At 67.3% G+C, this 26,171-nt stretch carries 30 protein-coding genes; 18 read left to right on the top strand and 12 right to left on the bottom strand.

Annotated features, from left to right (window positions below):
* Positions 1–129: 129 nt before the first annotated feature.
* Together ACSQ23_RS07990 and ACSQ23_RS07985 are read right to left on the bottom strand one after the other, a co-directional pair.
* Entirely contained in the window at positions 130–561 is a 432-nt protein-coding gene (locus ACSQ23_RS07990) for a c-type cytochrome (protein ID WP_055875014.1), read from the bottom strand.
* A 209-nt stretch (positions 562–770) separates the two neighbouring features.
* On the bottom strand, positions 771–2,018 hold the full coding sequence (locus tag ACSQ23_RS07985; protein WP_436090275.1) for a DUF3422 family protein: 1,248 nt from the start codon (positions 2,016–2,018) through the stop codon (positions 771–773).
* 211 nt (positions 2,019–2,229) lie between these two features.
* On the opposite strand from ACSQ23_RS07985, the gene ACSQ23_RS07980 reads away from it, so the two are divergent.
* The 3 genes from ACSQ23_RS07980 to ACSQ23_RS07970 are packed head-to-tail and all read left to right on the top strand — an operon-like array spanning position 2,230 to position 4,242.
* Complete coding sequence (locus ACSQ23_RS07980; RefSeq protein ID WP_055993986.1) at positions 2,230–3,015, top strand: hypothetical protein; 786 nt, start codon at positions 2,230–2,232, stop codon at positions 3,013–3,015.
* The gene (locus ACSQ23_RS07975; protein ID WP_055875004.1) at positions 3,002–3,625 is read left to right on the top strand and encodes a hypothetical protein; all 624 of its coding nucleotides are present in this window, start codon (positions 3,002–3,004) and stop codon (positions 3,623–3,625) included. The genes ACSQ23_RS07980 and ACSQ23_RS07975 overlap by 14 nt, the downstream gene beginning before the upstream one ends.
* Positions 3,622–4,242 (top strand): hypothetical protein, encoded by a 621-nt coding sequence (locus tag ACSQ23_RS07970; protein ID WP_055993988.1) that lies wholly within the window; start codon positions 3,622–3,624, stop codon positions 4,240–4,242. The genes ACSQ23_RS07975 and ACSQ23_RS07970 overlap by 4 nt, the downstream gene beginning before the upstream one ends.
* 232 nt (positions 4,243–4,474) lie before the next feature.
* On the opposite strand, the gene ACSQ23_RS07965 is transcribed toward ACSQ23_RS07970, so the two are convergent.
* Positions 4,475–4,801 (bottom strand): hypothetical protein, encoded by a 327-nt coding sequence (locus ACSQ23_RS07965; protein ID WP_055874998.1) that lies wholly within the window; start codon positions 4,799–4,801, stop codon positions 4,475–4,477.
* Positions 4,802–4,875: 74 nt separating this feature from the next.
* Positions 4,876–6,237, bottom strand: coding sequence for an FAD-containing oxidoreductase (locus tag ACSQ23_RS07960; RefSeq protein WP_436090274.1), 1,362 nt, complete (start codon positions 6,235–6,237; stop codon positions 4,876–4,878).
* A 219-nt stretch (positions 6,238–6,456) separates the two neighbouring features.
* Here ACSQ23_RS07960 and ACSQ23_RS07955 point away from each other — a divergent pair, with 219 nt between their 5' ends.
* The gene (locus ACSQ23_RS07955; protein WP_436090273.1) at positions 6,457–6,810 is read left to right on the top strand and encodes a DUF2934 domain-containing protein; all 354 of its coding nucleotides are present in this window, start codon (positions 6,457–6,459) and stop codon (positions 6,808–6,810) included.
* Positions 6,811–6,999: 189 nt separating this feature from the next.
* Here ACSQ23_RS07955 and ACSQ23_RS07950 read toward each other — a convergent pair whose 3' ends face one another.
* Both ACSQ23_RS07950 and ACSQ23_RS07945 read right to left on the bottom strand, forming a co-directional pair.
* A complete protein-coding gene (locus ACSQ23_RS07950; protein WP_055874989.1) occupies positions 7,000–7,350 on the bottom strand; it encodes a RidA family protein in 351 nt (116 codons plus the stop codon).
* 85 nt (positions 7,351–7,435) lie between these two features.
* Positions 7,436–8,254, bottom strand: a complete 819-nt coding sequence (locus tag ACSQ23_RS07945; RefSeq protein WP_436090272.1) for an alpha/beta fold hydrolase — start codon at positions 8,252–8,254, stop codon at positions 7,436–7,438.
* Between the two features lie 118 nt (positions 8,255–8,372).
* Here ACSQ23_RS07945 and ACSQ23_RS07940 point away from each other — a divergent pair, with 118 nt between their 5' ends.
* Positions 8,373–9,512 carry a helix-turn-helix transcriptional regulator gene (locus ACSQ23_RS07940; protein WP_436090271.1) on the top strand — a complete coding sequence of 380 codons (1,140 nt, stop codon included), beginning with the start codon at positions 8,373–8,375 and terminating at the stop codon, positions 9,510–9,512.
* Between the two features lie 76 nt (positions 9,513–9,588).
* A complete protein-coding gene (locus tag ACSQ23_RS07935) occupies positions 9,589–10,161 on the top strand; it encodes a hypothetical protein (RefSeq protein ID WP_156387226.1) in 573 nt (190 codons plus the stop codon).
* Positions 10,162–10,179: 18 nt separating this feature from the next.
* Here ACSQ23_RS07935 and ACSQ23_RS07930 read toward each other — a convergent pair whose 3' ends face one another.
* On the bottom strand, positions 10,180–11,634 hold the full coding sequence (locus ACSQ23_RS07930; RefSeq protein WP_436090270.1) for an MFS transporter: 1,455 nt from the start codon (positions 11,632–11,634) through the stop codon (positions 10,180–10,182).
* A 168-nt stretch (positions 11,635–11,802) separates the two neighbouring features.
* Between ACSQ23_RS07930 and ACSQ23_RS07925 the strand changes: the two genes are divergently transcribed.
* A complete protein-coding gene (locus ACSQ23_RS07925; protein ID WP_436090269.1) occupies positions 11,803–12,369 on the top strand; it encodes a TetR/AcrR family transcriptional regulator in 567 nt (188 codons plus the stop codon).
* Here ACSQ23_RS07925 and ACSQ23_RS07920 read toward each other — a convergent pair.
* Entirely contained in the window at positions 12,366–13,229 is an 864-nt protein-coding gene (locus tag ACSQ23_RS07920) for a sigma-70 family RNA polymerase sigma factor (protein ID WP_436090268.1), read from the bottom strand. The genes ACSQ23_RS07925 and ACSQ23_RS07920 overlap by 4 nt on opposite strands.
* Positions 13,230–13,338: 109 nt before the next feature.
* Here ACSQ23_RS07920 and ACSQ23_RS07915 point away from each other — a divergent pair, with 109 nt between their 5' ends.
* A complete protein-coding gene (locus ACSQ23_RS07915; protein ID WP_055874970.1) occupies positions 13,339–13,806 on the top strand; it encodes a carboxymuconolactone decarboxylase family protein in 468 nt (155 codons plus the stop codon).
* Positions 13,807–13,970: 164 nt separating this feature from the next.
* Positions 13,971–14,429, top strand: coding sequence for a carboxymuconolactone decarboxylase family protein (locus tag ACSQ23_RS07910; protein WP_436090267.1), 459 nt, complete (start codon positions 13,971–13,973; stop codon positions 14,427–14,429).
* Between the two features lie 61 nt (positions 14,430–14,490).
* Here ACSQ23_RS07910 and ACSQ23_RS07905 read toward each other — a convergent pair whose 3' ends face one another.
* The gene (locus ACSQ23_RS07905; RefSeq protein WP_436090266.1) at positions 14,491–15,522 is read right to left on the bottom strand and encodes a MerR family transcriptional regulator; all 1,032 of its coding nucleotides are present in this window, start codon (positions 15,520–15,522) and stop codon (positions 14,491–14,493) included.
* A 71-nt stretch (positions 15,523–15,593) separates the two neighbouring features.
* The gene (locus ACSQ23_RS07900; RefSeq protein ID WP_436090265.1) at positions 15,594–16,277 is read right to left on the bottom strand and encodes a type 1 glutamine amidotransferase domain-containing protein; all 684 of its coding nucleotides are present in this window, start codon (positions 16,275–16,277) and stop codon (positions 15,594–15,596) included.
* A 91-nt stretch (positions 16,278–16,368) separates the two neighbouring features.
* Here ACSQ23_RS07900 and ACSQ23_RS07895 point away from each other — a divergent pair, with 91 nt between their 5' ends.
* Positions 16,369–17,274: a LysR family transcriptional regulator gene (locus ACSQ23_RS07895; RefSeq protein ID WP_436090264.1), complete on the top strand. Its 906-nt coding sequence runs from the start codon at positions 16,369–16,371 to the stop codon at positions 17,272–17,274.
* Here the strand turns inward: ACSQ23_RS07895 and ACSQ23_RS07890 are convergent.
* Positions 17,271–18,002: a hypothetical protein gene (locus ACSQ23_RS07890; protein ID WP_436090263.1), complete on the bottom strand. Its 732-nt coding sequence runs from the start codon at positions 18,000–18,002 to the stop codon at positions 17,271–17,273. The two genes, ACSQ23_RS07895 and ACSQ23_RS07890, sit on opposite strands and share 4 nt — an antisense overlap.
* A 182-nt stretch (positions 18,003–18,184) precedes the next feature.
* On the opposite strand from ACSQ23_RS07890, the gene ACSQ23_RS07885 reads away from it, so the two are divergent.
* From ACSQ23_RS07885 to ACSQ23_RS07865, 5 genes are all read left to right on the top strand, one after another.
* Positions 18,185–19,519 carry an MFS transporter gene (locus ACSQ23_RS07885; RefSeq protein WP_055874953.1) on the top strand — a complete coding sequence of 445 codons (1,335 nt, stop codon included), beginning with the start codon at positions 18,185–18,187 and terminating at the stop codon, positions 19,517–19,519.
* 33 nt (positions 19,520–19,552) lie between these two features.
* The gene (locus ACSQ23_RS07880) at positions 19,553–20,338 is read left to right on the top strand and encodes an orotidine 5'-phosphate decarboxylase / HUMPS family protein (RefSeq protein ID WP_055994006.1); all 786 of its coding nucleotides are present in this window, start codon (positions 19,553–19,555) and stop codon (positions 20,336–20,338) included.
* Positions 20,335–21,105: a dienelactone hydrolase family protein gene (locus ACSQ23_RS07875; RefSeq protein WP_436090262.1), complete on the top strand. Its 771-nt coding sequence runs from the start codon at positions 20,335–20,337 to the stop codon at positions 21,103–21,105. Before ACSQ23_RS07880 ends, ACSQ23_RS07875 begins: the two co-directional genes overlap by 4 nt.
* Before the next feature lie 24 nt (positions 21,106–21,129).
* The gene (locus ACSQ23_RS07870; RefSeq protein WP_436090261.1) at positions 21,130–21,336 is read left to right on the top strand and encodes a hypothetical protein; all 207 of its coding nucleotides are present in this window, start codon (positions 21,130–21,132) and stop codon (positions 21,334–21,336) included.
* Positions 21,337–21,494: 158 nt separating this feature from the next.
* Positions 21,495–21,779 carry a cupin domain-containing protein gene (locus tag ACSQ23_RS07865; protein ID WP_436090260.1) on the top strand — a complete coding sequence of 95 codons (285 nt, stop codon included), beginning with the start codon at positions 21,495–21,497 and terminating at the stop codon, positions 21,777–21,779.
* A 38-nt stretch (positions 21,780–21,817) separates the two neighbouring features.
* Here ACSQ23_RS07865 and ACSQ23_RS07860 read toward each other — a convergent pair whose 3' ends face one another.
* Positions 21,818–22,570: an SDR family oxidoreductase gene (locus tag ACSQ23_RS07860; protein ID WP_055874942.1), complete on the bottom strand. Its 753-nt coding sequence runs from the start codon at positions 22,568–22,570 to the stop codon at positions 21,818–21,820.
* A 108-nt stretch (positions 22,571–22,678) separates the two neighbouring features.
* On the opposite strand from ACSQ23_RS07860, the gene ACSQ23_RS07855 reads away from it, so the two are divergent.
* From ACSQ23_RS07855 to ACSQ23_RS07845, 3 genes are read left to right on the top strand one after another with little or no spacing between them, the layout of a single operon-like run.
* Positions 22,679–23,692: a phosphotransferase family protein gene (locus ACSQ23_RS07855; protein WP_436090259.1), complete on the top strand. Its 1,014-nt coding sequence runs from the start codon at positions 22,679–22,681 to the stop codon at positions 23,690–23,692.
* Between the two features lie 6 nt (positions 23,693–23,698).
* The gene (gene eno, locus ACSQ23_RS07850; protein WP_055874937.1) at positions 23,699–24,985 is read left to right on the top strand and encodes a phosphopyruvate hydratase; all 1,287 of its coding nucleotides are present in this window, start codon (positions 23,699–23,701) and stop codon (positions 24,983–24,985) included.
* Positions 24,986–25,015: 30 nt separating this feature from the next.
* Positions 25,016–26,041 carry a LacI family DNA-binding transcriptional regulator gene (locus tag ACSQ23_RS07845; protein WP_055874934.1) on the top strand — a complete coding sequence of 342 codons (1,026 nt, stop codon included), beginning with the start codon at positions 25,016–25,018 and terminating at the stop codon, positions 26,039–26,041.
* The last annotated feature ends 130 nt before the right edge of the window (positions 26,042–26,171 follow it).

Raw genomic sequence — 26,171 nt, 5'->3', positions numbered from 1 at the left:
GCGCTTATGTCATCACAATACGACACATTCGATAAGGCAATATAAGGTCGCATACCCCCCATTTGCGGGGTGCGCAGAAACGCCCTCCCCGTTTCCGGAGAGGGCGTTGATAACGCTGTCAGATTCGACTTACTGCGCCGCGGGAGCAGCCGGCTCGGCGGGCGCCGCAGCGTCGGCTGGAGCGGTCGAGAAGGTCTGCAGGTAGGCCACGATATTATCGAGGTCGGCCTGCTCCTTGAGCCCCGGGAAGCTCATCTTGGTGCCCTTCACGAAGTCCTTGGGCTTGGTGAGGAACTGGTGCAGCGTCTCGGACGACCACACCAAACCACCGGCGCCCGCATCGGTCATCGCCTGAGAATACTTGAAATCAGGGGCGGTGCCGGCGACGCGGCCGAACAGCTCGTTGAGCTCCGGCCCCACCTTGTTCTTGGCGCCTTCGCCCACCGCGTGGCAGGACGCGCATTTCTTGAACACATTGGCGCCGGCCGCCGCATCGCCTTGGGCAAAGGCCGAACCTGTCAGCAGGGCCGATACCACCAAACCAAGAGCCAGGACTTTCATAACGTTCCTCCAAACAGCCGCCGTACGACACGCGGGCTTAGTCACATGGGCAATCTCTGGCGGCCCGTAAGGTTGCAAGTCAAGCGACCGCACGTCGCAGGGGCGGAGTGTACCAGCCGCCGCGACCTCGGTCAGTCCCAGTGGCATGCTGCTTGCTTACCGTGAGAGACCGCAACCATCCCCATCCACCGGTGGTTTGCAACCTGCCCTCACGAATGCCGGCTCCGCAACCTCCGGATGCCCAGAAACACCAGCACCACCACTACCGGTGCCGACACCGACAGCATCTCGCCCTTGGTGAATGGCAGCACCTCGTGCAGCCCCTCGAAGATATAGCCCAGGATCCCCAGCGCGTAATACGAGATGGCGATGATCGACAGCCCCTCGACCGTCAGCTGCAGCCGGTACTGGCTGCGGCCGGTCTGGCTGATCGCATCGAGCACCGAGCGGTTCTGTGTCTGGATCGACAGGGTGATCCGCGCGTCGAGCAGCGAGATCGAGCGCCGCACCTTCTCGGTCAGGCCGCTCAGCCGCTTCTCCATCGCCTTGCAGGTGGCGAGCGCCGGCTGCACCCGGTTGTTGAGGAACCGCTCGATGGTGGTGAACTCGCCGATGGCGTGTTCGCGCAGCCGCGTCAGCCGCTCGGCCAGCACCTCGCCATAGGCCTGCGTCGCGGCGAAGCGAAAGCTCGTCTCCTCGACCGTGCGGCTGATATCGACGCTGAGCTTATGCAGCGCCTCGAGCGACAGCTGATGGTCCTCGGCGGTATCCCCGCCCTGCCCGACCTGCTGCATGATCGCCGCCAGCTGGTTCTCGTAAGTCGCGACCCGCCCGCCCATCTCGCGCGCCAGCGGCAGCCCGATCAGCGCCATCGTCCGATAGGTCTCGATCTCCAGGAGCCGCCTGACGATCACCCCGATCCGCAACTCGCCGCTCCGCCCCGCGGCCACCTCGAAGCGGGTGAAGCCATCGGCGTCGAGATGGAAATCCGTCGCCGCCTGCGCCCCATCATCGAAGATCGATGAGTAGCAGAGGCTGAGCGGATTGAACCCGGCGAGCGCCGCGGGCTCGATCGTGTCGGTCGGCATCACGTCGATGCGGGTGGCGAACACCAGCAGCAGCTTCTCGTGCAGCTCGAGCCCGATTCCCGTCGGCTTGGCGTCCCAGTCGTCCGCCGCGCCGCTCCAGGTCATGGTGGCGAACTCGTTGTGCAGTTCCCACGTCACCTGCCGCCCATCGCGGCTGAAGGCCAGCTGCCGCGCCCAGGCCGGCCCTTCCGGCGCCACCCCGGCTACCACCGCCATCTGGCCGTGCAGCGCCCTCAGGTCGCTGCCGCCATCGGCGCTCATAAACGCCAGCCGCCGGATGCGGATCGGCGGGGTCATCCCCAGCACCGGCCGCGCATGCGTCTCCGCATCGATCAGCCGCCGATAGCTATGCTCACGCCACTCCGTCACTGCCCGCCACCTCATAGCTTTCGGCCACAGCCTGAACGCAGCCGCGTCGCGCAGCAATCGTCACTTTGTCGCGGCTTCAGCGTCGTTGGCATTTCCAATGCGATGCATAGGCAGAGGCGATTGGCCGGCCATGCTAGCGGTGGCAGCAACCTGAAGCATCGCGCTCCCCGTCCCGAACGAGGCGAGCCGACCGGGTGTGGAGGAACGGGTCTTGGACGACGTAAAGGCGGCGGTCATCGGACCGCCCATCGAGAGGCGTGACTACAACCCGGTGCTGCGCTGGCTGATTGTCAACGTGCTGGTGGCGATTGGCCTCGTGACGCTGTGGCAGCTCGGCTTCCTCGGCTCGGTGCTCGCCTCCGACCACACCCGCATTTCGCTGCTGATCTTCGCCATCTTCCTCATCACCAGCCTCCATTGCCTGGTGCAGGCGATCGACATCAGCCGCGAGCTGATCGCCGCCCGCCGGGCCCGCGCCGTGATCGAAGCCGAGGGCGCCTCGGGCTTCCGCCTCGCCGGCAACAACGTCCTGACCGGCGCCGGCACCCTGCTCGAGCCGGGCGTCCTCACCACCCATGTCGGCAACCTGGTGAAAAAGGCCGAGATCCGCGGCAAGGGCCAGCTCGACCAGACGCTGCTGCTGCGCTCGGTCGCCGATAAACTGCGGGCCCGCGAAAAGCTCGGGCTGTTCGTCTCCGAAGGGTTGCTGCGCCTGGCGCTGCTCGGCACCGCCATCGGCTTCATCCTGATGCTGATCCCGATCGCCGGCCTCACCTCGTTCGAGGCCGACACGCTGCGCGGCGCACTCAGTGGGATGACCGGCGGCATGGCCGTGGCGCTCAACGTCACCGTCGCCGGTATCGCCACCGCGCTGATCCTGAAGTTCCAGTATTTCCAGCTCGATGCCGCCATCGGCGAGCTGTTCTCCGGGATCGCCGAAGTCTCCGAGATCTATGTCGTCCCGGCGATCGAGCGGAGCCACGATGGACGGGCCTAGCCTCTTCACCGGCGCCGAGGGCGACGACGGCACCTTCGTCCCGTTCACCGACATCCTGTTCAACGTGCTGCTCGGCTTCACCATGATGGTGTTCGTCGCCTTCGCGCTGATCCGGCCGGATGCCAAATCGGGCATCATCGACACCAATGCCGAGTTCATCATCACCACCACCTGGCCCGATGATAACGACGACGACATCGACACCTATGTCGAGGACCCGACCGGCAACGTCGTCTGGTACCACTCGATGCAGAAGGGTTTCGTCACTCTCGATCGCGACGATCGCGGCAATTATCTCGACGAAGTCACCGTCAATGGCGTCACCCACCACATCGCGCTGAACCAGGAGACGGTGACCATCCGCGGCATCCTGCCGGGCGATTACACCATCAACGTCTACCACTTCACCAACCCCAGCGCTGCCGCGGTGCCGGTGACGGTGAAGGTCGAAAAGATCAATCCCAAGCTGTCGGTGGTCTACTACGACACGCTGGTCCTCGATCACAAAGGCGACGAGAAGACCGTGGTGCGCTTCAGCCTCGACAAGGACGGCACCGTCAGCGGCATCAACACCGTGCCGGTCTCACTGATCCAGGCGGTCCGCAAATGAGCCCGCTGGTCATTGCCGGTGCAGTCGCGCTGTTCCTCGTCCTGGCACTGCTGCTCCTGAGCCTCAACCTCACCTCGCTGTGGAAATGGTGGATCAAGGCCGGCGCCATCGTCGTGACGCTCGCGGGGGTGATCGTGCTCTACTTCACCATGACCGGGCTCGTCGGCTGGGCCAGCTCGGACGACCTGCCCAAGCGCTTCGGCCTCCTCGCCACCCGCATCGTCGAGCCCGACAAGCTCGGCAACCTGCCCGGCGCCATCTACCTCTGGGTCGAGGAAGTCGACGACCGCCAGATCGTCATCGGCCCGCCCCGCGCTTTTGAGGTGCCCTACAAGGTGGAAATCGCCACCGAGGTCGCCTCCGCGCAGCAGCAGATCGAAGGCGGTGGCAAGGTGCTCGGCCAGTTCGCCGCCACGGGTAATGCCGAGGCCAATGCGGCCCAGACCGCCCAGCAGCAGGGCCAGGGCGCCATCAACACCGACGGCAACGCCAACCGCCAGGCCAGCGGCGGCGGCGAAGGCGCCGAAACCATCGGCGACCCCGGCGCCCTCAGCTTCTCCGAAATGCCCCCGGTCGACCTCCCAGACAAGGCCGCTGTAATTCAGATGGGGCAATGAGACTGCTCCCCCACCCGCGTGGCGGGAGGCGACTGACCGCCGGCAGACGGCCCCCTCCCATCCTCCCCCATGAAGGGGGAGGTGCCCCGCCGGTGTGTTTTGCATGATCGAAGACAGAGCCTCGACTCTTCACCTCCCCCTTCATGGGGGAGGCCGGGAGGGGCCGTCTCTATCAGTCGGGCCTAAGCGCCGACCCGGAGTTGCTGGCTGGGCAGTGGAGCCGCAGCATGGCCTACTTGCTCAGCGCATCCGCCGCATAGCTCAGCGCATGCTCGACCGCCCGGATCTCCACCACCAGCGGCGCCACTTTGGGGTCCGACTCCCACGCCGAAAACCCGCGCTGCTTGGCGAGTTCGGTGAGATCGGTGGCCCGCTGCCCGACGATCCCCGCCGCCGTTCGCGCTTCGCCCAGCGCGTCGGCCCGCACCGAGTCCGGCGTCTGCGGGTTGTTGGCGAGGCTCTGCAGCCGCTTGGCGTTGATCTTCCACTGCCGCGCGAACTCTTCCGCCCGCTTGAGGCGGAACGAGATCACCGTATCGCTGAGTGCTGCCTCTCCCATGCCCCCACCATTGATTCGGGTCGTTGAAGAGTCAATTTGGCGCGCCGATTTTGATCGCCAGATGGCAGCCGTCACTAAAGCAGTGGCTTGAGGTCCGCCAGCAGCGTCGGCACCAGCTCGCTCACCGTCGGATGGACGTGCATAGTGCGGATGATGGTGTCGACATCGACGCCGGCCGCCATCGCCTCGAGCAGCGACTGCATCACCTCGTCGCCCTCGATCCCGAGCAGCGCCACGCCGAGGATCTGCCGCGTCTCGGCATCGGCGAACACCTTCATGAACCCCAGGTTCTCCGCCCGTTCATTGGCCCGGCTCACCCGGGTCATCGGCCGCACCGCCACCAGCGCCTTCTTGCCCGAGGCCCGGACCTCGGCCTCGCTCATCCCGGCCCGTCCGAGCGGCGGATCGATATAGAGTGCGTAAGCCGGCACCCGCTCGCTCACCTTGCGGTCGGCGCCATCGAGCAGGTTCTGCGAGACGATCTCGAAGTCGTTGTACGAGGTGTGGGTGAAGGCGCCGCGCCCGTTCACATCGCCCAGCGCGTAGATATGCGGCTGGTTGGTGCGGAGCTTATCGTCCACCGCGATATAGCCGTCATCGTCGAGCGCCACACCCGCCTGCTCCAGCCGGAGATCCTCGACATTGGGCACCCGGCCCAGCGCCAGCAGCAGGTGGCTGCCTTCCACCGCCTTGCCGCCGCGATAGCTGACCGCCACCCCGTCGCCGCGCCGCTCCGCCGCCATGCAGCTGGCATCGGTGATCACCCGGATCCCCTCGGCCTCGAGAATATCGCGGATGGTCGCCGAGACGTCCTCGTCCTCCTTCGCGGTGAGCCGCGAACTGCGGGCCAGCACCGTCACCTCGGCCCCGAACCGCCGATACATCTGGGCGAACTCCAGCGCGATATAGGAGCCGCCGGCAACCAGCAGGTGCTTTGGCAGCGTATCGAGCTCGAGGATCGAGCTGTTGGTGAGATACGGCACATCAGCCGCCCAATCCGGCACGACCGGCCGCGCCCCGGTATTGAGGAAGAACTGCTTGCCCGTGAGCACTTCGCCGTTCACCTCGACCGCGTCAGGCGAGATGAACGCCGCCGAACCGCGAAACACTTCCAGCCCCTCGGTCGCGCCCATCCAGTCGTCGAGCCCCTGGCGCGAGGCGAGCACCACCTTGTCCTTGCGCGCTTTCACCGCCGCCATATCGACGCTCACCGGCCCGGTCATCACGCCGAAATCCCTGGCCCGCCGGGCCAGCCACGCCACCCGCGCGCTCGCCACCAGCGTCTTGGTCGGCTGGCAGCCGTCATTGACGCAGGTGCCGCCCATATGCCGCCGCTCGATCAGCGCCACCTGTTGCCCGGCGCCGGCCAGTCGCGCCGCAAGGAACGGCCCCGCCTGCCCACCCCCAATGACGATGGCGTCGAACGATCGGCTCATGGCTGAACTCCGCAAATTTCAGGGCGGACCTTAGCCGCCCGCTCGCGATCTCGGAAGCGGCCCAGCTGGGCCGCGTATTGGCAAGTGCGGCACCAATGTCGTTCATAGCTCACTTGCATCGAGGCCCCTTCGCCTCGTCATGTGTCGCTGCTAGGCTCATCCGGTCTGCATTAGGGTTGGCGCGCCATCCCGGTCGCGCCCCTGGCTCGGGGAATGACAATGCCCGCCAAATCGAAACCAGCCGACTCCGCCGCGATGGTCAGCGAAGACGCTGTCCGCCAGCGCGCCTATTACCTGTGGGAAGCCGACGGGCGCCCCGACGGCAAGCACGACCACTACTGGGTGCTGGCGCATCAGGAAGCCACCAAGGCCTTTGCCGAGGCCACCGCCAACGGCGTCGCCAAGGCCGGCAAGGGCAAAAGCCCCGGCGCCATCCCGGCCGCGGTGAAATCGAAACCGCCCAAAGAGGCCAAGCCGGTCAAGGTGAAAGCGGCGAAAGCCGCCGAGGCCAAACCCGCCAAGAAGGCTGCCACCAAGCCGCTCGCCGCGGTGCCTGCCAAGAAGGCGAAGTAGTTTCAGTCGTCTCCCTCCCCCTTGTGGGGAGGGATCAAGGGTGGGGGTGGCCGCACGCTCCGCGCGTGGAATTCCCCCACCAGCTACGCAACGGACTTGGCCGCGCCAAGTCCTGCTTCGCTACCCCGCGGCGAGGGCGTCCCGCCCTCGTCCGGCTCCCCACAAGGGGGAGGGACAAGGCCGCAGCACTCAGTCCTTCGCCGCCACGGCGATGATCTCGACCTTCAGCGACGGGTGCGCCAGGCGCGCTTCGATGGCGGCGCGGGCCGGCGGGTTGGCCGGGTCGATCCAGGCGTCATAGACGGTGTTCATCGCGGCGAAGTCGCCGATATTGTTGAGGATCACCTGGCAGAACAGCACCTTGGATTTGCTGCTGCCGGCTTCGGCCAGGAGCTTATCGATCGCCGCCAGCACTTCGCCGGTCTGCTTCTCGATCGAACCGTTATAGTCGGTCGCCACCTGCCCGGCGAGATAGACGGTGTTGCCGTGGACCACGGCCTGGCTCATGCGCTTGCCGGGCTGGTAACGGGTGATGCTCATCGGATGCTCCTCAAATGAAATGCGGAGCCTCTGTAGCGGCTCCGCCATCGGGGAGAAAGCAGAACTTCCGCCCTATTGCGCCGCCTCAACCGGCGCAGTCGCGAACGAATGCCGCCAACAGATCGTTGAACGCGCCGGGGTGGCTGGCCTGCGGCATGTGTCCTGCGCCGGCGATGCGGAACGCCCGGCCGCGCCACAGCCGGCGATAGGGCGCCGCCTCGACGAACTCCAGGTTGACGGCGCTGTCATCGCCGCCGTTCACCACCGCAATCGGTACGGCAGCGCTCCGCACCAGCTCGCGCTGATCGGCCGCCTGCTCCCCCAGCAGCGCCCCCACCACGGTGGTGCGGCTGCGCCCATCGGCGCGCCGGATCGCCCCGCGCAACCCTTCGGCGAGTTCGGGGCTGTCGATCGCATGGGCCGCAATGAACCTCTCGACGTCAGCCTCACCAAACTCCGCCTTGCCCGACAGTTCGATGGCGGGGCCGGGTAGCCACGCCCCGGTCAGGCTTGCCGTGTCCTTGGCAAAGGGTGGAGCGCCAACCAGCATCAGGCCGCGAGCATCAGGGAGTTGCGCCGCCAGCTCCAGCGCAATGTGACCACCCAGCGAGGTGCCGACCACCACGACCGGCCCGATCCCCATGGCCGCCACCAGCTCGGCCAGGTACTGGGCATGCCCGCCAAGCGTGTAGTCGCGTCCCGGCTCGCTGGCGTCTTCCGATCGACCGTGTCCGATCAGATCCGGCACCACTATGCGATAGTGTGGTGACAGCGCCTCGACCTGTCGCGCGAACACCTCCTTGTGCCCCGAATTTCCGTGCAGCAACAGCACCGCGGGCGCACCCGAACCCGCATCGATAGTCTCCACGACGCCGGCCCGTGTCTTGACCCGTGCAACATTCATGCATCAACCCCGCAGAATCTGTTCGCTCGCAGCAGCTGGATTTGAATACTGCACTTGACCGCCAAATCAAATGGTCGATTGTCAGCAACGACAGTCACCCGAGGGACAGGATATCCCGTTGCTCGACATTGCCGAAGAAAGTTATGGCGTTCTGGTTCGCCGTGTCTATTCCGCCGGCCTCGATCGCGCCAGATGGTCGGAGTTTCTCGCCGATCTTTCGACCCTGATCGGTCGATCATGGATCGCCTTGCATGGGCACGACACGGTCCGCAACGTCAATCTTGGCTTCCTGACCCACAATTACAGCCCCGATCATCACTCGTCGTATTTGCAGCATTTCGCCGCTCGCAACCCATGGAACGCACAGGCGGCACGCGTCCCGGTCGGGGCGGTGATCCATTCGCAGATCCTCCTGGAGCCGGGCGTGCTGAAGCGCACCGAGTTCTACAATGACTGGATCCGGCCGCAGGACGACATCGGCACCGGCGCCGGCGTTACGCTGTTCCGCGATCGCGAACGCTTCCTGCGCCTCTCATGCAATGTCCGCTTCCGCGATCTCGAGAGCATGGAGGCCCGGTTGCTCGGCCTGCTCGAAGCCATCGGCCCGCACGTCCAGGCCTCATTCCAGCTGTCGCGCCGCCTCGCCGGCGCCCGCGTCGGCCAGCACTATCAGGATGCCCTGCAACTGGTGCCGGAGGCGGCCCTGCTCCTCGATCCCACCGGTCGCATCACCTTTGCCAACGCCGCGGCAGAGCGGCTGCTGGAGGGCACCAGGGCCATCGCAACCGCCGATGGTCGCATCACCCTGCCCGACCAGTCGGCGCAACAAGCACTCGAGGCCGCGCTGGCCGCCATCACCCACGGAACAACCAGCCCCGGCGCGCCGATCACCATCCGAACCGATACCGCGCCGCTCGTCGCCGAACTCTTCCCGTTCGTTTCCGGCGAGGCGCCGGTCAAGCCGCCTTTGCTTGTTCTGCTCGAAGGCCTGCCGACGGCGATCCTGATGCTGCGCCGCTCCACCTCGCCGCTGGGGGACGCACTGGAAAGCGCCGCGGAGCGCTATGGCTGGTCTCCGGCGGAGACGGCGCTCTGCCGGCACCTGCTCGAGGGCGGCTCGGTGCGCGGCTTCTCCGAGCGGCGCGGTGTCAGCTTTCACACTGCCCGCAACCAGATGCGCGGCGTGCTCGAGAAGGCCGGCGTACAGCGGCAATCGGCGCTGGTCGCCTTAGTGGCAAGCCTCGCCCCGCGCCACTGAAGTAGCGCATCTGCGTCATGCGGACCGCCGCCCCTTCTGCTGCTATGGCGCGGTCCACTTCGGGCACGACGAAACCATGCAACCCCTGCCGGCCCTCGTTCTCTCCCTTCTTACGGCGCTGTCGATCCCCATGGGAGCCGCGCTCCCCGCGCAACTCTCGATCATCGATGTCGACAGGCCCGAGGGCCGGCAGTCCTACCTGGAGCTCTCCGGCGACATCGCGGTCGGCGACTGGTGGAAGTTCGTCAAACTGCTCAAGCAGCACCCGTCGACGACGGGCGTGTGGCTGCGCTCCGCCGGCGGCTCGGCCGACGATGGCCTCGCCATCGCCAAGCACGTCTATGAGCACCGCCTCGACACCATGATCACCGACGCCTGCCACTCGGTCTGCGCCATCATTTTCCTCGCCGGCAGCGAGCGCTACCTCACCGTCGATGCGCGTCTCACCGTGCACAGCGCCTATAAGCAGCTCGCCGACTGGGTCGTCGAGGATCACCTCGCCAACGGTACCGTCGCCTGGTTCATCGGCCACATGGGCTATCCACTGCCGATCGCCAAACTCTGGGTCTCGACCGCCAGCGACGAGATGGCCCCGATCACCCTCGAAATGAACGACAAGCTGAAGCTCGGCTTCACCGTCATCAAGTAGCGCCGGGGCCTCGCCGCCTTATTCCGCCGGCGCCAGCACGGCAGTCGCCTGCTGCCGCTGCGCCCCGGGGATCAGCAGCGACACCACCATGGCGAGCGCCGCGACGCCGGCGAACAGCAGGAAGCCGGTAACGAACCCGGCCTCCTCCGGCACGCCATCGGCCGTATGGTGCGCCGTCACCACGGCCGTCATCACCGCCGTGCCGATCGCCCCGCCAATAGTGCGGATATTGGCGTTCATGCCGATCGCCGTACCGGTCTGGCTGGCCGGCACATTCTGCACGATCACGCTGGTCAGCGCCGCATAGGCGAGCCCCAGCCCGATGCCGTAGACGCCACTGATCACCGCCACCTCCCAGATGCTGGCATGCAGCATTGCCAGCGCCACGCAGGAGAGCGCGATCACTGCCGAGGCGCCGGCGAGCTGCAGCTTGAACGGCACCACCCGGGCCAGCCGGCCGCTGAACACGCCGGCGACCGCCATCGAAACCAGCATCGGCAGCATCACCCAGCCGGCCTCGCTCACCGTCGCACCAAAGCCGTAGCCGGCCGAACTCGGCACCTGGATCAGCTGCGGCAGGAACACCCATACCGCGAACATCGCCGCGCCGAATAAGAGCGCCACGAGGTTGCTGGTCCACACTGCCGGCAGCCGCATCATCTTCATGTCGATCACCGGGTTGGACGAGCGTACCTCGACCGTCACCCAGGCCGCCGCCAGCACCACTGCCGCGACGAACAACCCGATCACCGCCGGCGAACCCCATCCCCAGCGTGTCCCGATGCTCAAAGGCAGCAGCAGTGCGATCAGCCAGGCGGCGAGCAGCGCGGCCGCCAGCCAGTTGATCGTGCCGCCGGCCTTGACCGGCGATTCCGGCACGAAGAACTGCGCCAGCGTCGCCGTTATCGCCACCACCGCCAGCGGCACCCAGAACAGCCCGTGCCAGCCGAACAGGTCGACGATCGGCCCGGCGAGAATGGTGCCCACCCCGCTCCCGACCGCGATCACTGCCGAGAGGATCCCGACTGCCGAAGGCACCCGCGCCGGTGGAAACTCGTCGCGGATAATGCCGAACGACAGCGGCACGATGGCGCCACCCAGCCCCTGCACGATCCGCCCGGCGATCACCAGTTCGATGCTGGGCGCCAGCGCCGCGATCAGGCTGCCGAGCCCGATGGCGGCGAGCGCCAGCACCAGCGTCTTCGCCTTGCCGATCATGTCGCCGACCTTGCCGAGGATCGGCGTCGCCACCGCCGCCGACAGCAGCCAGGCGATCAGCACCCAGGAAACAGCGCTCTGGCCGGTGTTGAGTTCGCTCTGCAGCGTCGGCAGCACCGGCGCCAGCAGCGATTGCAGCATCGCGAACGATGCGGCGCCGACCGCCAGCACCAGGAAGGTGAGGCTCGGCGACGCGGATTTGGGTGACGCAGATCTGCTTGTGGCAGATCTGCTTGTGGATTGGACGTTGGACATAATGATCCTGTCTCGCAAAACGGCAGTTCCGGCTTGGATTGTCCGTTGCGATTGGCTATGTACTGGAGGAAGCCTCCATATAAGTGGAGGGTTCCTCCGTTTAGCGGAATCAGTTTGTGCTGGCAAGGCCCCGCCAGGAAAGAAACCGGCCCGCCGAAAGAAAGTGCTATGGCGACAACCCTCGCGGAACTGGTGCAGCGGCGTCCGAGCCGCGCCGATGCCCGGCGCAACTATGACAGCCTGATCGCCGCGGCGCGTCAGAGCTTTGCCGAACTGGGCACCGAGGCGCCGCTCGAGGAGATCGCGCGTCGCGCCGATGTCGGCATCGCCACGCTCTACCGCAACTTCCCCACCCGCGAGACGCTGGTCGAAAGCGTCTATCTCGAAGAGGTGCAGGCGGTGTGCAACGCCGCCGGCGAAGTCGGACACCTCGAGCCCTGGGAGGCGCTGCTCGCCTGGCTCCGCCGCTTCGTCACCTATGTCGGCACCAAGCGCGTGCTGGTCGAGGGGCTCAACCGCGACAGCAACACTTTTAAGGCCTGCCGCCTCGGGCTCTACGAGGCCGGCGCGCCGCTGCTGAGCCGCGCCCAGGCCGCCGGGCTGGTTCGCCCCGATGTCGCCATCGACGATGTCGTCCGGCTGGTTGCCGGCATTGCCGGCATCGGCTCCACCACCGAAGAGCAGCGCGACCGCATCCTCGGCATCGCCCTCGATGGCCTGAAGCGGGCTGCCTAAACCGGCACGACCGCGAGTCCGGCCAGCCGGTCGGTATCGGCCAGCACCTCGATCTCGGTCACCCGCTCGCCGCTGACGGTGAAGCGCAGCACGCGGAACGGCGCGCCATCGCGCAGCACCACCACGGCCATCGCGCCATTGACCAGCGCCAGCTGCGCCTCCGGCATGAAGCCGGTGAGCGCCCGACGCGCCACCACCTCGGCGCCCCGCGCCACCAGCGCCACCCCTGCCGGTACCGCACTGGCATCGGCGCGCAGCACCACCTCGGGGTCGAGCACCGCCAGCAAGGCCGCGAGATCGCCGCTCCGCGAGGCCCTCAGATACGCCTCCACCACCGTGCGATGCCGCTCCCGGCTCGGCTCGATAGTGTCGCTGCCGCCCTTCACCCGTCGCCGCGCCCGGCTCGCCAGCTGCCGCGCGGCATCGGTAGAGCGCCCGACGATCGGCGCAATCTCCTCGAACGGCAGGTCGAACATGTCATGCAGCACGAACGCCACCCGCTCCGGCGGCGGCAGCGTTTCCAGCACCACCAGCAGCGCCACTCCCAGCGAGTCGGCCATCTCTAGCGTACGCTCCGGGTCGTCCGCATCGGCCAGCGTCTCAGCCGCCGGCTGCTCCAGCGGCTCCTCGCGCCGCGCTTTGCGCGTCCGCAGCATGTCGAGACACACCCGCGCCACCACCGTGGTCAGCCAGCCCGAGAGATTGCCAACCTCGCTGGTGTCGGACCGGCTGAGCCGCAGCCAGGCTTCCTGCACCGCATCCTCGGCTTCCGTCATCGAGCCGAGCATTCGGTAGGCCACTCGCTTCAGGTGTCCGCGATCCGTCTCGAATCGGCGGGCCAGAACTTTCTCGTCGTCCATCGTCACATTCCCTGGTCGCGCTCCGTCATAGCACTGACGAACGACGTCGGCCCGGTGTGACAGCCCGGGCCGGAAATCCTCCGTCAGCACGAAAACCGGAGCACAACAAATGCAATCGCGTATGACCAACCCCGCCTTCGCCGTCCCCGGCGCCATGTCGGCGCTGCAGGCCATCAGCCAGGCCGCCCAGGCCAACCCTGCCGTCTCGCACCAGTTGCACGCCCTCGTTCACCTGCGCGCCAGCCAGATCAACGGCTGCAGCGTCTGCGTCGATATGCACGCGGCTGACTTGAAAAAGCTCGGCGATACCGACCGCCGCATCATCGCCGTCTCGGCCTGGCGCGAGACCTCGTGGTTCACCGCCCCTGAGCGCGCCGCACTGGCCCTGACCGAAGCCGTCACCCGGCTCAGCGACCGCGCCGATCCGGTGCCCGACGCCATCTGGGACGAAGCCCGCGCCCATTTCGACGACGCGGCTTTGGCCTCGCTCGTCCTCTCGATCGGCATGATCAACATCTGGAACCGCCTCAACGCCGCCACCCGCCAGATCGCCGGCGCCTGGAAAGCCGCTGCCTAGCTAGGCAGCCCTCTTTCTTCACCTCCCCCATTGTGGGGGACTTCGAGCCGTCCCGTAGGGCAAATCGCTCCAGTGGAGCGATTTGAGGGGAGAAGGCCATGAGAGCTACGCTCGAATGGCGAGGGAGGGGGCCGTCCGCTTCAGTCAAACCTCAGGAGTTCAAAATGCCCCGCATCGCCCATCCCGCCTTCGCCATCCCCGGCGCCATGGACAGCCTCGTCGCCCTCAGCAAGGCCAGCAAAGCCGTTCCCGGCCTGCCGCTGGCCCTGCTCGAGCTGATGCATCTGCGCGCCAGCCAGATCAACGGCGACGGCAACAACGTCAACCTCCACCCGCGCCTCGCCCGCGCCGCCGGCGAAACCTCGGAGGACCGCATCATCTCGGTGGCGTCATGGCGCAACACCCCATGGTTCACCGAGCCCGAACGTGCCGCCCTGGCTCTCACCGACGCCGTCACCCGCCTCGACGACCGCGCCGACCCGGTACCCGACGAGGTCTGGAACGAAGCCCGCCGCCACTATGACGAGCCGGTGCTGGCCGCCATGGTGCTGTCGCTCGGCTTGGTCAACCTCTGGAACCGGCTGCACGTCGCCACCGGGCAGGTGTTCGATCCCGCCCGCTAACCACTTTCGGGAGACATGCTGTAGACGGAGCGCGGGGTGATTGCCTCACCCGGCGCTCCTCTCACGCCAGCTGTGGCCGCCAGGCGACCACCCCTTCGGTCCGCGTCCGCACCTCGGGCGAAGCGAGGCACATCGCCACCGCTTCGTAGCCGGCCGCCCCGGGATAGGGCGCCACCAGCATCGGTGGGCTGTGATTGGCCGGGCAGTAGAGGATCGCCTCATCCGGCCCCACCGCCGCGAGGTCCAGGATGGCGTTCGACCGGGTCATCGCGAACACCGGACGCCCGGCCGGCCTACGCCGCCTCAGATGGGCGATCACCGCTTCCTGCGCGGCCTGGTCGAGCCCCTGTTCGATCATGTCGATCACCACCGCCTTCGGCCAATCCGTCTCGAGCCCGGCGATCAGCGCCGTCAGCGCATCGGACGCCGTGGCACCATCCTCGAGCAGCCAGCCCAGCGTCCGCTCGACCCGCTCGCGCAGCGCTGCGTCAGCGTCCAGTCGCGGCGTGGCCGCCAACCCGTCGACCAGCCGGTCCAACCCCAGGAACAGCGCCCCCGGCAGCGCCTCGGCGAGCCGTGTTGCCAGCCTGGTCTTGCCGCTGCCCAGCGGTCCGATGATGTAGGTCAGCGCCCGCACCCGGCTCAGCTCGAACGGCTCGCCGCCCCACGGCCATGGCAAGTCGAACGCCACGCCCGGCGCCGGCTCGTGCACCAGCAGCCCTGCCAGCTCGCCGCTCCCCGGCGCCTCGCCGCGCCGCAGCCGGTCGCGCAGCAGACGCAGCCGCTCCATCATGCCGGAGAGCTGCAGCATCCGGCCCTCCAGCACTGACTGGTGCGCTGCCAGCGCTGCATCGAGCCCGCGTGGGTCGCCCTCCAGCACCCGCTTGGCCTCAGCGAGGCTCAGCCCCAGCGCCCGCATCGCCACGCTCTCGCCGGCCCGAGCCATTTGCTCGGGCCCGTATGTTCGCCATCCCGCCGCCGTGCGCACCGGCACGATCAGCCCGCGCTGCTCATAGAGCCGCAGCGCCTTGGCGGAAACGCCGAGCCGGCTCGCGGCATCGGATGCGTTCAGAAACTCAGTCGAGGAACCCATGAATCACCCCGTCATTGCTTGACCGCATCCCTTATCGGGGCGGCCCCAGGGGCCGAGTCAACAGGGCATGCTCATCCCAGCGCTTCCAGCACCAGCTTGGCCACCAGCGCCGACGAGGCCGGGTTCTGCCCGGTCACCAACCGCCCGTCGGCCACTGCGAAGGGCTGGAAATCGGCGCCCTTCTCGTAGCGCCCACCAAGTTGCTTGAGCCGGCTCTCGAGCAGGAACGGCACCGTCTTGTCGAGCCCGGCCGCCACTTCCTCGCTGTCGGTGAACCCCGCGACGCGCTTGCCTTGAACCAGCGGCGCGCCCGAGGGATCGGTGACCGCCACCAGCCCCGCCGGCCCGTGGCACACCGCCGACACCACCTTGCCCGCGGCATAAGCGGCGCTCAGCCCCGTTGCCAGCGCCGCGCTGCCCGGCAGGTCCCACACCGTGCCGTGCCCGCCCGGCAGGAACACCGCGTCGTAGCTCGCGACATCGACCGCATCGATCGCCGGGGTCACTGCCACCGCGCGCTGCGCCTCGGGATCGGCGAGGAAGCGCTGCACACTCTGAGGCAACTCGCCGCCTAGGCTCGACGGATCGACCGGCACCTTGCCGCCTTTGATCGAGGCAATGGTCACCTCGGCCCCCGCATCGCGGAACGCATAATAGGGCGTCGCCAGTTCTTCGAGCCACACGCCGGTCGGCTTGCCGGTGCTGCCGATACGGTCGTGCGAGGTGGTGACGATCAGGATGGAACGATTGGGCATCTGAGCCTCCGCTGTTTCAACTGCCAGCTATCTGGGGTTCCACCCGTGCATTGAGAAATTGCATGTTCTTGCCTGAGTGATAAGATTTCTTATGAGTTACCTCGATCACCTACGCAGCTTCGTGGCTGTCCACCGGCTGGCCTCGGTCACGGCAGCCGCCCGCAGCCTCGGGCTGACCCAGCCGGCGGTCAGCGGCCATCTCAAGGCACTCGAGGCCCGGCTCGGCCGTCCGCTGTTCGAGCGCGCCGGCCGCGGCATCGTGCCGACCGCCACCGCCGATGCCTTGGCTGCCCGCATCGGCACCCACATCGATGCGCTCGAGACAGTGCTTGATGGCGTCGCCACCCGCGGCAGCGAGCTCGCCGGCACCGTCACCATCGGCGGCCCGGCCGAGTTCATGACCGAGCGCGGCCTCGCCGCCCTCGCCCCGCTCGCCAGCCGGCACATCGCCGTGCACGCCCGCTTCGGCCTCGCCCGCGACCTTATCGGCCAGCTCGAGCGCGGTGATTTCGAGCTGGTGGTGGCGGCACAGCGCATCCCCCGCCCCGCCATCGCCTACCAGCAGCTCTTCACCGAACGTTTCCTGCTGGTCGGCGCGCCATCCTTCGGCGACCTGATCCCGGCCACTGCATCGGCCGAAACCATTGCTGCCACCCTGGAAGTCGCGCCCTGGGTCGCCTACGCGGCCGACCTGCCGATGATCCGCCGCTTCTTCCGGGCTGGCCTCGAGCGCGACCTCGCGCCGCCGGAAACCTCGATCGCCCCCGACCTCCGCGCCGTCCGCGCCATGGTCGCGGCAGGTGCCGGCATCAGCGTGCTGCCCGATTATCTGTGCGCCCGCGCCATCGCCATGGGCGAGCTCGTCGAGCTGTGGCGTCCCGCCGTCCCGGTCACCAATACCGTCTGGCTCGCGACCGGCAAATCGGGCCGGCACCCGCGCGTCTCGCTGGCCATCGACCTGTTGCGCCAGGCCGCCACCAGTTGGGGCGACGCCTAGCTCCCCGCCAGGAGCTTTGTCGCCAGCGTCTGCAACGGCCCCGGTTGCAGCTCGGCCGGCGGGCTGTAGGGGTTGGAGAAGCCGAAGATCAGGAACAGGATGGCGCCGGTATAGGCGCTGAACAGCCCCAGCAGCACCAGGTTGTGCCGCTCCGGGGTGTAGATGTAGTGCCCGAAGGCGATCAGCACGACGCCGGACAGCGCCGCGATCCAGAAGAAATGCGCCACCGAGGTGATCGCCTCGCTCTGCCGCATGTCGCGCGAGGCGGAGATCGCGTGGAGACTCGCCAGCATGTGGTCGCGCAGGCTGACCTGCCGCGGCGTCTGCGGTATCAGGTCGAGCACCCGGTCGTAGGCCGTCGACCAGATCGCCCAGGCCGCATCGCTGAGCCCGTTCCCGGCCCCGAGCTGATCCCACTCGGTGTCGATCACTGCCCGCAGGTACCCGCGCATGTCCTGCTGCAACGGCCCGAGCAGCGTGGCGTCGTAGCGCGCCGCATCGTTGAACACGTCGGCGATGGCGCTCGCCTCCGCCGCGGTCTGGGTTTCGAGCCGCTGGTACGAGGTCATTTCCTGGGCGAACACCAGCGCGATGATCAGCCCGTGCAGCGCGGCGATGCGCGTCACCATCGCCCCGGCCATTTCCTTGTGCCGCTCATACGGCCCGCGCCCGGCGAACCAGCGGGCCAGCATGTAGCTGCCCAGCGACAGCGTGACCGTAGCGATCACGAAAAGCAGCCCGAACGCTATGTCGGTTACGATCCCCACCGGCCGCCCACCCGCATCGCTGCACCCAGTTCTTCTGCTAGCAAACTTGCGCACGCCCGTCCAAGCAACCACCTCCATCCGACGGCGGTTTCCGTTCGGCGCCGATATGCGTTACCCATTCGCCCCCAACCTCGGATTCCCCAATGAGTCCCTTCCACCAGATCCTCGGCAACACCCTCGTTGCCAACGTCACCAACTTCACCGTCTGGTTCGCGCTGACCTTCTGGGTCTATCTCGAGACCCATTCGGTGTTCGCGACGGGCATGATCGCCGGCGTCTATCTGGTGTTCACCGCCGCCTTCGGCATCTGGTTCGGCTCGATCGTCGATCACAACTCAAAGAAGCTGGCGATGCTCGGCTCGAGCGTCGTCTCCGCCGTCTTCTATGCCCTGGCGCTGGCGGTGCTGCTGCTCTCGCCACCGGAGAGTTTCACCAACCCCTACAATGCCTTCCTCTGGATCTTCGTCTTCCTCGTCATGCTCGGCGTCATCGCCGGCAATATCCGCTCGATCGCGCTGCCCACCCTCGTCACCGTGCTGATCCCCGAGGATCGCCGCGACAAGGCCAACGGCCTCGTCGGCATGGTCAGCGGCATCGGCTTTCTCACCACCTCGGTGATCTCAGGCTTCCTCGTCGCCTGGGGCGGCATGCTGGCGGTGATGGTACTGGCGCTGGTGACAACCGCCCTGGCCTTTGCCCACCTCAGTTTCGTGCAGATCGACGAGGGCCGGGCCGCGCCTGACCCGGAAACCCCGGCCGAGCCTAAGCGCGTCGATCTTAAGGGCACCATCAAGGTGGTCGGCGCCGTCCCGGGCCTGTTCGCGTTGATCCTGTTTGCGGCGCTCAACAACTTCCTCGGCGGCATCTTCATGGCGCTGCTCGATGCCTACGGCCTGTCGCTGGTCTCGGTGGAAGTCTGGGGCCTGTTGTTCGGCGTGCTCTCCACCGCCTTCATCATCTCGGGTCTCGTTATCGCCAAGACCGGGCTGGGCAAGAAGCCGCTCCGCACCCTCTTGCTGGTCAACCTGATCACCTGGGCGGTGTGCTGCATCTTCACCATCCAGTCCTCGATCTGGCTGCTGGCTGCTGGCATGTTCGTCTGGATGCTGCTCGGCCCCTATGCCGAGGCCGCCGAACACACCACGCTGCAGAAGGTGGTGCCGCCGGAGCGGCAGGGCCGCGTCTTCGGCTTCGCCCAGTCGGTCGAGCAGTCCGCCTCGCCGCTTACCGCCTTCCTCATCGGCCCGCTCGCCGAGTTCGTCTTCATCCCGTTCATGACCGCCGGGCTGGGCGCCGAGCTGATCGGCAGCTGGTTCGGCACCGGTCCGGCCCGCGGTATCGCCCTGGTCTTTACCCTCGCCGGCCTGTTCGGCGTGGCGATCACCATCATCGCCTTCCGCTCAAAGTACTATCGCCAGCTTTCCGCCGCCTATGCCCGCCCCAGCGAGGGCCAACCCGAACCCGCGCCGGCCCAGTAGCCCGGCGTCCCCACCACAGGAACCGACAGCGTCATGTCCACGCCCGCCTCCACTCGCGTCATCGACCGCCTGAAGACTGAGTTCAGTTTCCAGATCTCGGTCGATACCGACAGCCTGCCGCTCGGGCTCACGGTCGCCGAGGCCGCCCTCGCCGCCGGCGTCGATCTCGTCGAAATGGGCACCCCGCTGCTGAAGACCGAGGGGGTGAAGCACGTCGTTCCCGCCTTCCGCGCCCGCTTCCCCGATGCGCTGCTGCTCGCCGACATGAAGACCATGGATGGCGGCAGCTTCGAAGCCCGCTCGGTGTTCGAAGGCGGCGGCAACATCATCGATTTCCTCGCCATTGCCGGCGTGCCGAGCGCCAAGGGCATCTGCGGCGTGCGCGACGAATACCGCCGCGCCAACCCGGAACTGCCGCGCCTGGTGTTCGCCGATATCCTCTTGCCGCATCAGGGCCCGGCCGACACCGCCATCGAGGTGGCGCTGCGCATGCTCGACGCCGGCGTCGACGGCATCGGCGCCCACCTGCAGCTCGATGCTCGCCGCGCCGACCCCAGCCTCTTCCACTCGAGCTACCTCGCCGACGTGGTCGGCGCCGTGCACCACCGCGTCGGCGCACTCGCCTCGGTGCAGGTGGTCGGCGGCCTCTATCTCGAGCAGGCGGTCGCGCTCGCCAAGACGGGGCTCCGCGCCTTCGTCATCAGCGGCAATCTCGGCCTCCCCGACGCCCAGGCCCGCTACGGCAACCCGCCCGGCGAAATCCGCGAGCACATCGCCGCCTTCATTGCCGGGGTGTCGCAGACCAGCACCGCGCCGTGAGCAAGCGCAAGGAGCTGCTTCTACCGGTCCTCATCGGATGCTTCCTCGCCTGGCTTGGCTATGCCTCTGCAGCCGAGCGACAGCAGTTCGTCATTCACGCATCAGGCGAGGACATCCTGGTCGAGACCTTCCTGAGCAGGTCCGGCGAGTCGCCTCCGGCAGTCATCGTCCTGAGCGGCAGCAGGGGATTTGCGGCGACGGCCTACGATGAGATCGGAGCGAGCTTTGCCGCGGCGGGCCTCGACACCTTCCTGGTTCACGTCCTCTCCCCGGCTGACCTGAACGCCATCGCCGGCGCCGGAAGCGCCGAGGCTCGCATCCGCTACTACGAACGCCGCCTGACCCAGTGGACGGCGAGCGTTCTGACTGTCGCTGCCCACCTCAACGCCAAGCCCGGCTACAGCGGCCGGATCGGTATCATGGGGATCTCTCTCGGTGCCCAGATCGCCTCGGCCGCCACTGCGAACCGGCAGGACGTGGCCGCGCTGGTGCTCGTCGATGGCGGGCTCCCCAACGGCTACGAGGAACCGCTCGCTTCGCTGCCACCGCTACGCCTGATCTGGGGCGGCGCGGATCGAACCTTTCCTCCGGCCATCGCGCAGGCGCTGCAGAAGACGGTACAAGGCCTGGGCGGATCGGCCGAGCTTGATATCTACCCGGGCGGCGCGCACGACTTCTTCCTGAAGCCAGGATCGGAGCAGGCGGCCGAAGCCCGTCGGAGCGCCGCCGATTTCCTTACCGGGCAGTTGCAGTCAACTCACCCTTGATCCGCCCCGACTCGGAGCCACCTCTTGACCAAACGCCTGTCGAAAACCCTCGCCGCCGAGATCGCCACCCGCACCCTCGAAGTCATCAACCCCGCCAACCGCGCCGTGGCGCTGGCCGCGACGCTCCGCCGCCACGGCTTCGACCCGGCTGCCGCCGAACTGCCCGCGGCGCCGGCCGATCGGGCCGATCTGGTGGCGTGGCTGCTCGCTACCTACGCGCCGCGGGAGTAAGCTGCCGGGGTCCGGCCGCTGGGCCGTTGCGAGGAGGATCCCCGTGCAGACCCGCCCGTTTCCGCCCGCTCCACATGGCCGCTCTCCCGCCGGCGCCGAGGTCCGCCTGCTGGTCGACGGGATGACGGGCGGCCCATTCCACCGTTCCGCCCGGTCAGGTGAACCGGGCGACCATCCACGCCACGGTGAGCGAGTTCTGGTTCGTGCTCTCGGGCGAGGGACAGATCTGGCGCCGCGACGACACCGGCGAGCAAACCACCGCGCTGACGCGCGGCGTCTCCATCGACATCCCGGTCGGCACCGCCTTCCAGTATCGCTGCAATGGCGCCGCGCCGCTCGAGTTCATCTGCATATCCATGCCGCCCTGGCCCGGCAGCCACGAGGCGACGATCATTACCGGCCCCTGGGAGCCCGACGCCCCCGAGGGTTGGCCGCCGGCGTAGCGAGGCTGGAGGCAGGATGTCTCGTCGGGTTCGCGCCGCTACATGGTGATGCCGCCATCCACCACGAAGTTCGACCCGGTCGCATAGGCGCTCTCGTCGCTCGCGAGATACACCAGGAGGTGCGCCATTTCTTCGGGCTGCGCCATGCGGCCCATCGGCTGGCGGGCGACGAAGGTCTTCCACACCTCGTCGTGGTCGCCCAGCGCGTGCGCCCGTTCGTGCAATGACGGCGAGTCGACGCTGCCGGGGCAGATGGTGTTGGCCCGGATGCCGTTCTTCATGTAGTCGAACGCCACCGACTTGGTGAAGCCGATCACCGCCGCCTTCGACGACATGTAGCCGACACGGTTTGGCACGCCCTTCATCGACGAAGCGACCGACGCCACGTTGATGATATTGGCGCCGCCCTGCGCAATGAAGGCCGGCAGGAAGGCCTGCGTCAGCACGAACATCGGCGTCACGTTGATATCGAAGCTGAGCTGCCATTCTTCGAGCGTGGTGGTGCCCAGCATGCCCTGATGCACCCAGCCGGCGCCATTGTAGAGCACGTTCACCCCATGATGCCGCGCCGCCGCCTCGCGCAGCGCCAGGTGGTCGGTGACATCGAGCGCATAGGTCTCGTGCCCGGGCGAGATCGCCCTGAGCTCCTCGCCCTTGCGCGCAATTCCCTGGGCATCGCGGTCGGTGGCGATCACCCGTGCTCCCTCGCGTGCGAATGCCGTGGCTGCCGCCCCGCCGATCCCCGCCGCTGCCGCGGTCATGAAGATGGTTTTCCCCTCGAGCCGTCCCATTTTCTCCCTTTCCGTCCAGTTCGGTGTTTGACCAAAGGCCAACCCTCTGGTCGTTGTCCCATTTCGCCTGTGTGGTACCATACCAGCCTTGCAAGGGGGACCAGCACTATGGATGAATTGACCTGGGAAGCGCTGCTTCCCCCGATCTTTGCGACTGCCGGCATCGACGCCAGTGGAGCGCTGGAAATCGCCCCGCTCACTGGCGGCGTTTCGTCCGATATTGTGCGCATCCGCCTGCCCGATGGCCGCCAATACTGCGCCAAGCGCGCCCTCGGTAAGCTCAAGGTCGCCACCGACTGGCAGGCGCCGCTCGAGCGCAACCAGTATGAGGTGGCCTGGCTGCGCCGCGCCAACGCCATCGTCCCCGGCGCCGCGCCCGAAGTGATCGGCGAGGACCGCGCGCACGGCATCGCGCTGCTCGAATACCTGCCGGCCGAGGATTATTTGCTGTGGAAGGCCGAGCTGCTGGCCGGCCGCGCCGATCCGTCGGTTGCCACCGCCGTCGCCGAGGCGCTCGGGCGCATCCACGCCGCGACGCTCAACGATCCCTCGGCCGCCGCCGAGTTCCCCACCGACCACCTGATCGATGCCCTGCGGCTCGACCCCTATCTGCGCTTCACCGCCGGACGCCACCCGGAGCTTGCCGATCGGATCCTCGCCGTGCTGACGACCACCGCGAACACCAAACTGGCGCTGGTGCACGGCGATGTCAGCCCCAAGAACATCCTCATTGCGAAGCGCGACGGCCACCCAGTGCTGCTCGATGCCGAGTGCGCCTGGTACGGCGATCCGGCCTTCGACGCCGCCTTCTGCCTCAACCACCTGGTGCTGAAGTCCATCCACCTGCCGGCACTGCGCGATGCCCTGCTGGCTCAGGCGTCTGCCTTCGCCGCCACCTGGCTCGGACATTTCCCCGCGCAACTGCGTGCCAGCACCGAGGCACGCGCCGCCGCCCTCCTGCCCTGCCTGATGCTGGCGCGGGTCGATGGCAAATCGCCGGTCGAGTATCTCAGCGAGGCCAGTCGCCAGCTGGTGCGCGATCGGGCCATTCCACATATCCAACACCCGCCGGCAGCCATCGCCGAGCTGCTCGACAGCCTTAGTTCACCTCAGGATCGATAACGCGTTATGTCAGCCATCAAGACCATTCTCGGCCGCCAGGTGTGGGACTCGCGCGGCCGCCCCACCGTCGAAGTCGAGGTCACGCTGGAGAGCGGCGCCAGCGGTCGCGCCATCGCCCCGTCCGGCGCCTCCACCGGCAGCCGCGAGGCGCTCGATAAGCGCGATGGCGGCAAGCGGCTGGGGGGTTTCGGCGTCAACGCCGCGCTGGCCGCGGTGAACGGCGAAATCCAGAACCGGCTCGTTGGCCTCGATGCCCTCGACCAGGTCGCCGCCGATCGCGCCATGATCGAACTCGACGGCACCCCGCAGAAGACCCGGCTGGGCGGCAACGCCATCGTCGCCACGTCCTCCGCCATCGCCTGGGCGGCTGCGACAGAGCAGCGGATCCCGCTCTGGCAACATTTGCGGCGCCTCAGCAACCTCGATCCCGAGGCCCAGCACATCCCCGCCCCGATGATCCAGATTTTCGGCGGCGGCCGCCATGCCGGCAACCGCATCGACATCCAGGATTTCCTCATTCTCGCCGTTGGCGCCCAGAGCTTCGCCGAGGCCACCGAGCAGATCGCCGAAATCTACATGGCCGCCAGCAAGGCCATGGTCCAAAAGGGTAAGCTCAACGGCGTCGCCGACGAGGGCGGCGTCTGGCCCGATTTCACCGCCAATGAGGACGGGCTCGAACTGCTCACCCGCGCCATCGAGGCGGCCGGGCTTCGCCCCGGCGCCGATATCGGTATCGCGCTCGACGTCGCGGCCACCTCGTTCTACGCCGATGGTGCCTATCGCCTGGCGCTCGAAGGCAGGGCGCTCTCGACGCTCGAGATGATCGAGCAGCTGCAATCCTGGGTCAGCGCCTACCCGATCGTCTCGCTCGAGGACCCCCTTGCGGAGGACGATGACGAAGGCTTTGCCGAGATCACTCGGCGGCTCGGCAAGTCCATTCAGATCGTTGGTGACGATTATCTGACCAGCTCAGAGTCCCGTGTTGCCCTCGCCGCAGCACAGGGATGCTGCAATTCGGTGTTGCTCAAATCGAACCAGTGCGGCACCCTGACCGAACTGATTGCAGCAAGCACGCGCGCCCGCGCCGTCGGCTGGAATACCATCCAGTCCGGCCGCTCCGGCGAAAGTGAAGATGTGACGCTCAGTCATCTGGCGGTCGGTTTGATGTCAGACCAGATCAAAGTCGGTTCGATGACGCGCTCAGAACGGACTGCGAAGTGGAATGAAGTGATCCGCATAGAGGGTTACTACGTAGCGCCGCGCTACTGGCGTTTTACCATTCCGCGGCCGTAGTCGAATGAAGGGCAGTTTGGGGGATTCAGTTTGGGGGACGCAGACAGACGCAGTGGCGCGGGCCGGCCGGTTCGCGTTGAAGATGTAGCACGCGTCGCCGGTGTCTCGCCGATTACCGTCTCGCGCGCCCTGTCCTACCCCGACAAGGTCAAGGATGAGACCCGGGCCCGCATTCTCGAGGCCGTCGCCCAGACCGGCTACGTCGTCAACCGCTTCGCCTCCTCGCTGCGTTCCGGCCGCTCCAACGTCATCACCGTCTTCGTCTCGAGCCTGCTCAATCCGCACTTTGCCACCTCGGTGCAGGGCATCGTCGATTCGGTCGAGGGCAGCGGATACCATCTGATGTTCGCCCAGACCGGCTATTCCGAGATGCTGGAGATCGACGTCGTCGAATCAGTGCTGCCGTTCCGTCCCGCCGGCGTCGTCTTCACCGGCGTGGTTCGCGCTGACAAGACCCGCCAGGCGCTGCAGAAGCTCGGCATCCCGGTGATGGAAATGTGGGGCAACCGCCCCGATCCGATCGACATGCTGGTCGGCTCGTCGAGCTACGATGCCGGCCGCCTGATGGGCGAGCATTTCGGCGAGCGGGGCTTCCGCAAGGTCGCCTATAGCGGCCACACCATCGAGCGCACCGCGCAGCGCATCGAGGGCTTCCGCCACGGCCTCGCCAAGCACCGCCTGACGCTGGAGCTGATCCACCCGATGGATGGCACCCGCACCTTCGCCGACGGCATGCGGGCCTTCGACGATATCCTCGAACAACTGCCCGGCTGCGACGCCATTTTCTTCGGCACCGACGTGCTCGCCGCCGGCGCCATGACCCGGGCGCTCGACCGCGGCATCGCGGTGCCCGGCCAGGTCGCCATCGCCGGCTACGGCGACCTCGAGTTCACCCAGCATGTCCGCCCCTCGCTCACTTCGCTGCAGGTTTCGAGCTACGAGATGGGCCGCGAGGCCGGCCGCATGCTGATCAAGCGGCTCAGTGGCGAAGCCATCGCCAACCCCATCGTACTGCAGCCGATCAGCCTCGAAGCCCGCTCCAGCACTCTGGGCTGAAGCCCCCGGGCCGCTGGTTGGATATCGTGGCAACGCCGCTGACAGGCCGGTGCAGGAAGATACCCCTCCCCTGTCCCCTCCCCGCAAGGGGGAGGGAGACGCTCTCACCAGCGCCAGCGTTTTGGTCTCC

This window comes from Devosia sp. LjRoot16, assembly GCF_964252795.1.
In the GTDB taxonomy this organism is placed as follows: domain Bacteria; phylum Pseudomonadota; class Alphaproteobacteria; order Rhizobiales; family Devosiaceae; genus Devosia_A.
This window is presented reverse-complemented; position numbering and strand designations above follow the sequence as displayed.

Coding starts and splice junctions, on each gene's coding strand:
- ACSQ23_RS07965 (WP_055874998.1), bottom strand. CDS start 4,801: ATGGGAGAGGCAGCACTCAGCGATACGGTGATCTCGTTCCGCCTCAAG.
- ACSQ23_RS07975 (WP_055875004.1), top strand. CDS start 3,002: ATGGACGGGCCTAGCCTCTTCACCGGCGCCGAGGGCGACGACGGCACC.
- ACSQ23_RS07880 (WP_055994006.1), top strand. CDS start 19,553: ATGTCCACGCCCGCCTCCACTCGCGTCATCGACCGCCTGAAGACTGAG.
- ACSQ23_RS07885 (WP_055874953.1), top strand. CDS start 18,185: ATGAGTCCCTTCCACCAGATCCTCGGCAACACCCTCGTTGCCAACGTC.
- ACSQ23_RS07955 (WP_436090273.1), top strand. CDS start 6,457: ATGCCCGCCAAATCGAAACCAGCCGACTCCGCCGCGATGGTCAGCGAA.
- ACSQ23_RS07905 (WP_436090266.1), bottom strand. CDS start 15,522: ATGGGTTCCTCGACTGAGTTTCTGAACGCATCCGATGCCGCGAGCCGG.
- ACSQ23_RS07945 (WP_436090272.1), bottom strand. CDS start 8,254: ATGAATGTTGCACGGGTCAAGACACGGGCCGGCGTCGTGGAGACTATC.
- ACSQ23_RS07915 (WP_055874970.1), top strand. CDS start 13,339: ATGCAATCGCGTATGACCAACCCCGCCTTCGCCGTCCCCGGCGCCATG.
- ACSQ23_RS07960 (WP_436090274.1), bottom strand. CDS start 6,237: ATGAGCCGATCGTTCGACGCCATCGTCATTGGGGGTGGGCAGGCGGGG.
- ACSQ23_RS07990 (WP_055875014.1), bottom strand. CDS start 561: ATGAAAGTCCTGGCTCTTGGTTTGGTGGTATCGGCCCTGCTGACAGGT.
- ACSQ23_RS07860 (WP_055874942.1), bottom strand. CDS start 22,570: ATGGGACGGCTCGAGGGGAAAACCATCTTCATGACCGCGGCAGCGGCG.
- ACSQ23_RS07900 (WP_436090265.1), bottom strand. CDS start 16,277: ATGCCCAATCGTTCCATCCTGATCGTCACCACCTCGCACGACCGTATC.
- ACSQ23_RS07910 (WP_436090267.1), top strand. CDS start 13,971: ATGCCCCGCATCGCCCATCCCGCCTTCGCCATCCCCGGCGCCATGGAC.
- ACSQ23_RS07930 (WP_436090270.1), bottom strand. CDS start 11,634: ATGTCCAACGTCCAATCCACAAGCAGATCTGCCACAAGCAGATCTGCG.
- ACSQ23_RS07970 (WP_055993988.1), top strand. CDS start 3,622: ATGAGCCCGCTGGTCATTGCCGGTGCAGTCGCGCTGTTCCTCGTCCTG.
- ACSQ23_RS07950 (WP_055874989.1), bottom strand. CDS start 7,350: ATGAGCATCACCCGTTACCAGCCCGGCAAGCGCATGAGCCAGGCCGTG.
- ACSQ23_RS07925 (WP_436090269.1), top strand. CDS start 11,803: ATGGCGACAACCCTCGCGGAACTGGTGCAGCGGCGTCCGAGCCGCGCC.
- eno (WP_055874937.1), top strand. CDS start 23,699: ATGTCAGCCATCAAGACCATTCTCGGCCGCCAGGTGTGGGACTCGCGC.
- ACSQ23_RS07895 (WP_436090264.1), top strand. CDS start 16,369: ATGAGTTACCTCGATCACCTACGCAGCTTCGTGGCTGTCCACCGGCTG.
- ACSQ23_RS07855 (WP_436090259.1), top strand. CDS start 22,679: ATGGATGAATTGACCTGGGAAGCGCTGCTTCCCCCGATCTTTGCGACT.
- ACSQ23_RS07920 (WP_436090268.1), bottom strand. CDS start 13,229: ATGGACGACGAGAAAGTTCTGGCCCGCCGATTCGAGACGGATCGCGGA.
- ACSQ23_RS07935 (WP_156387226.1), top strand. CDS start 9,589: ATGCAACCCCTGCCGGCCCTCGTTCTCTCCCTTCTTACGGCGCTGTCG.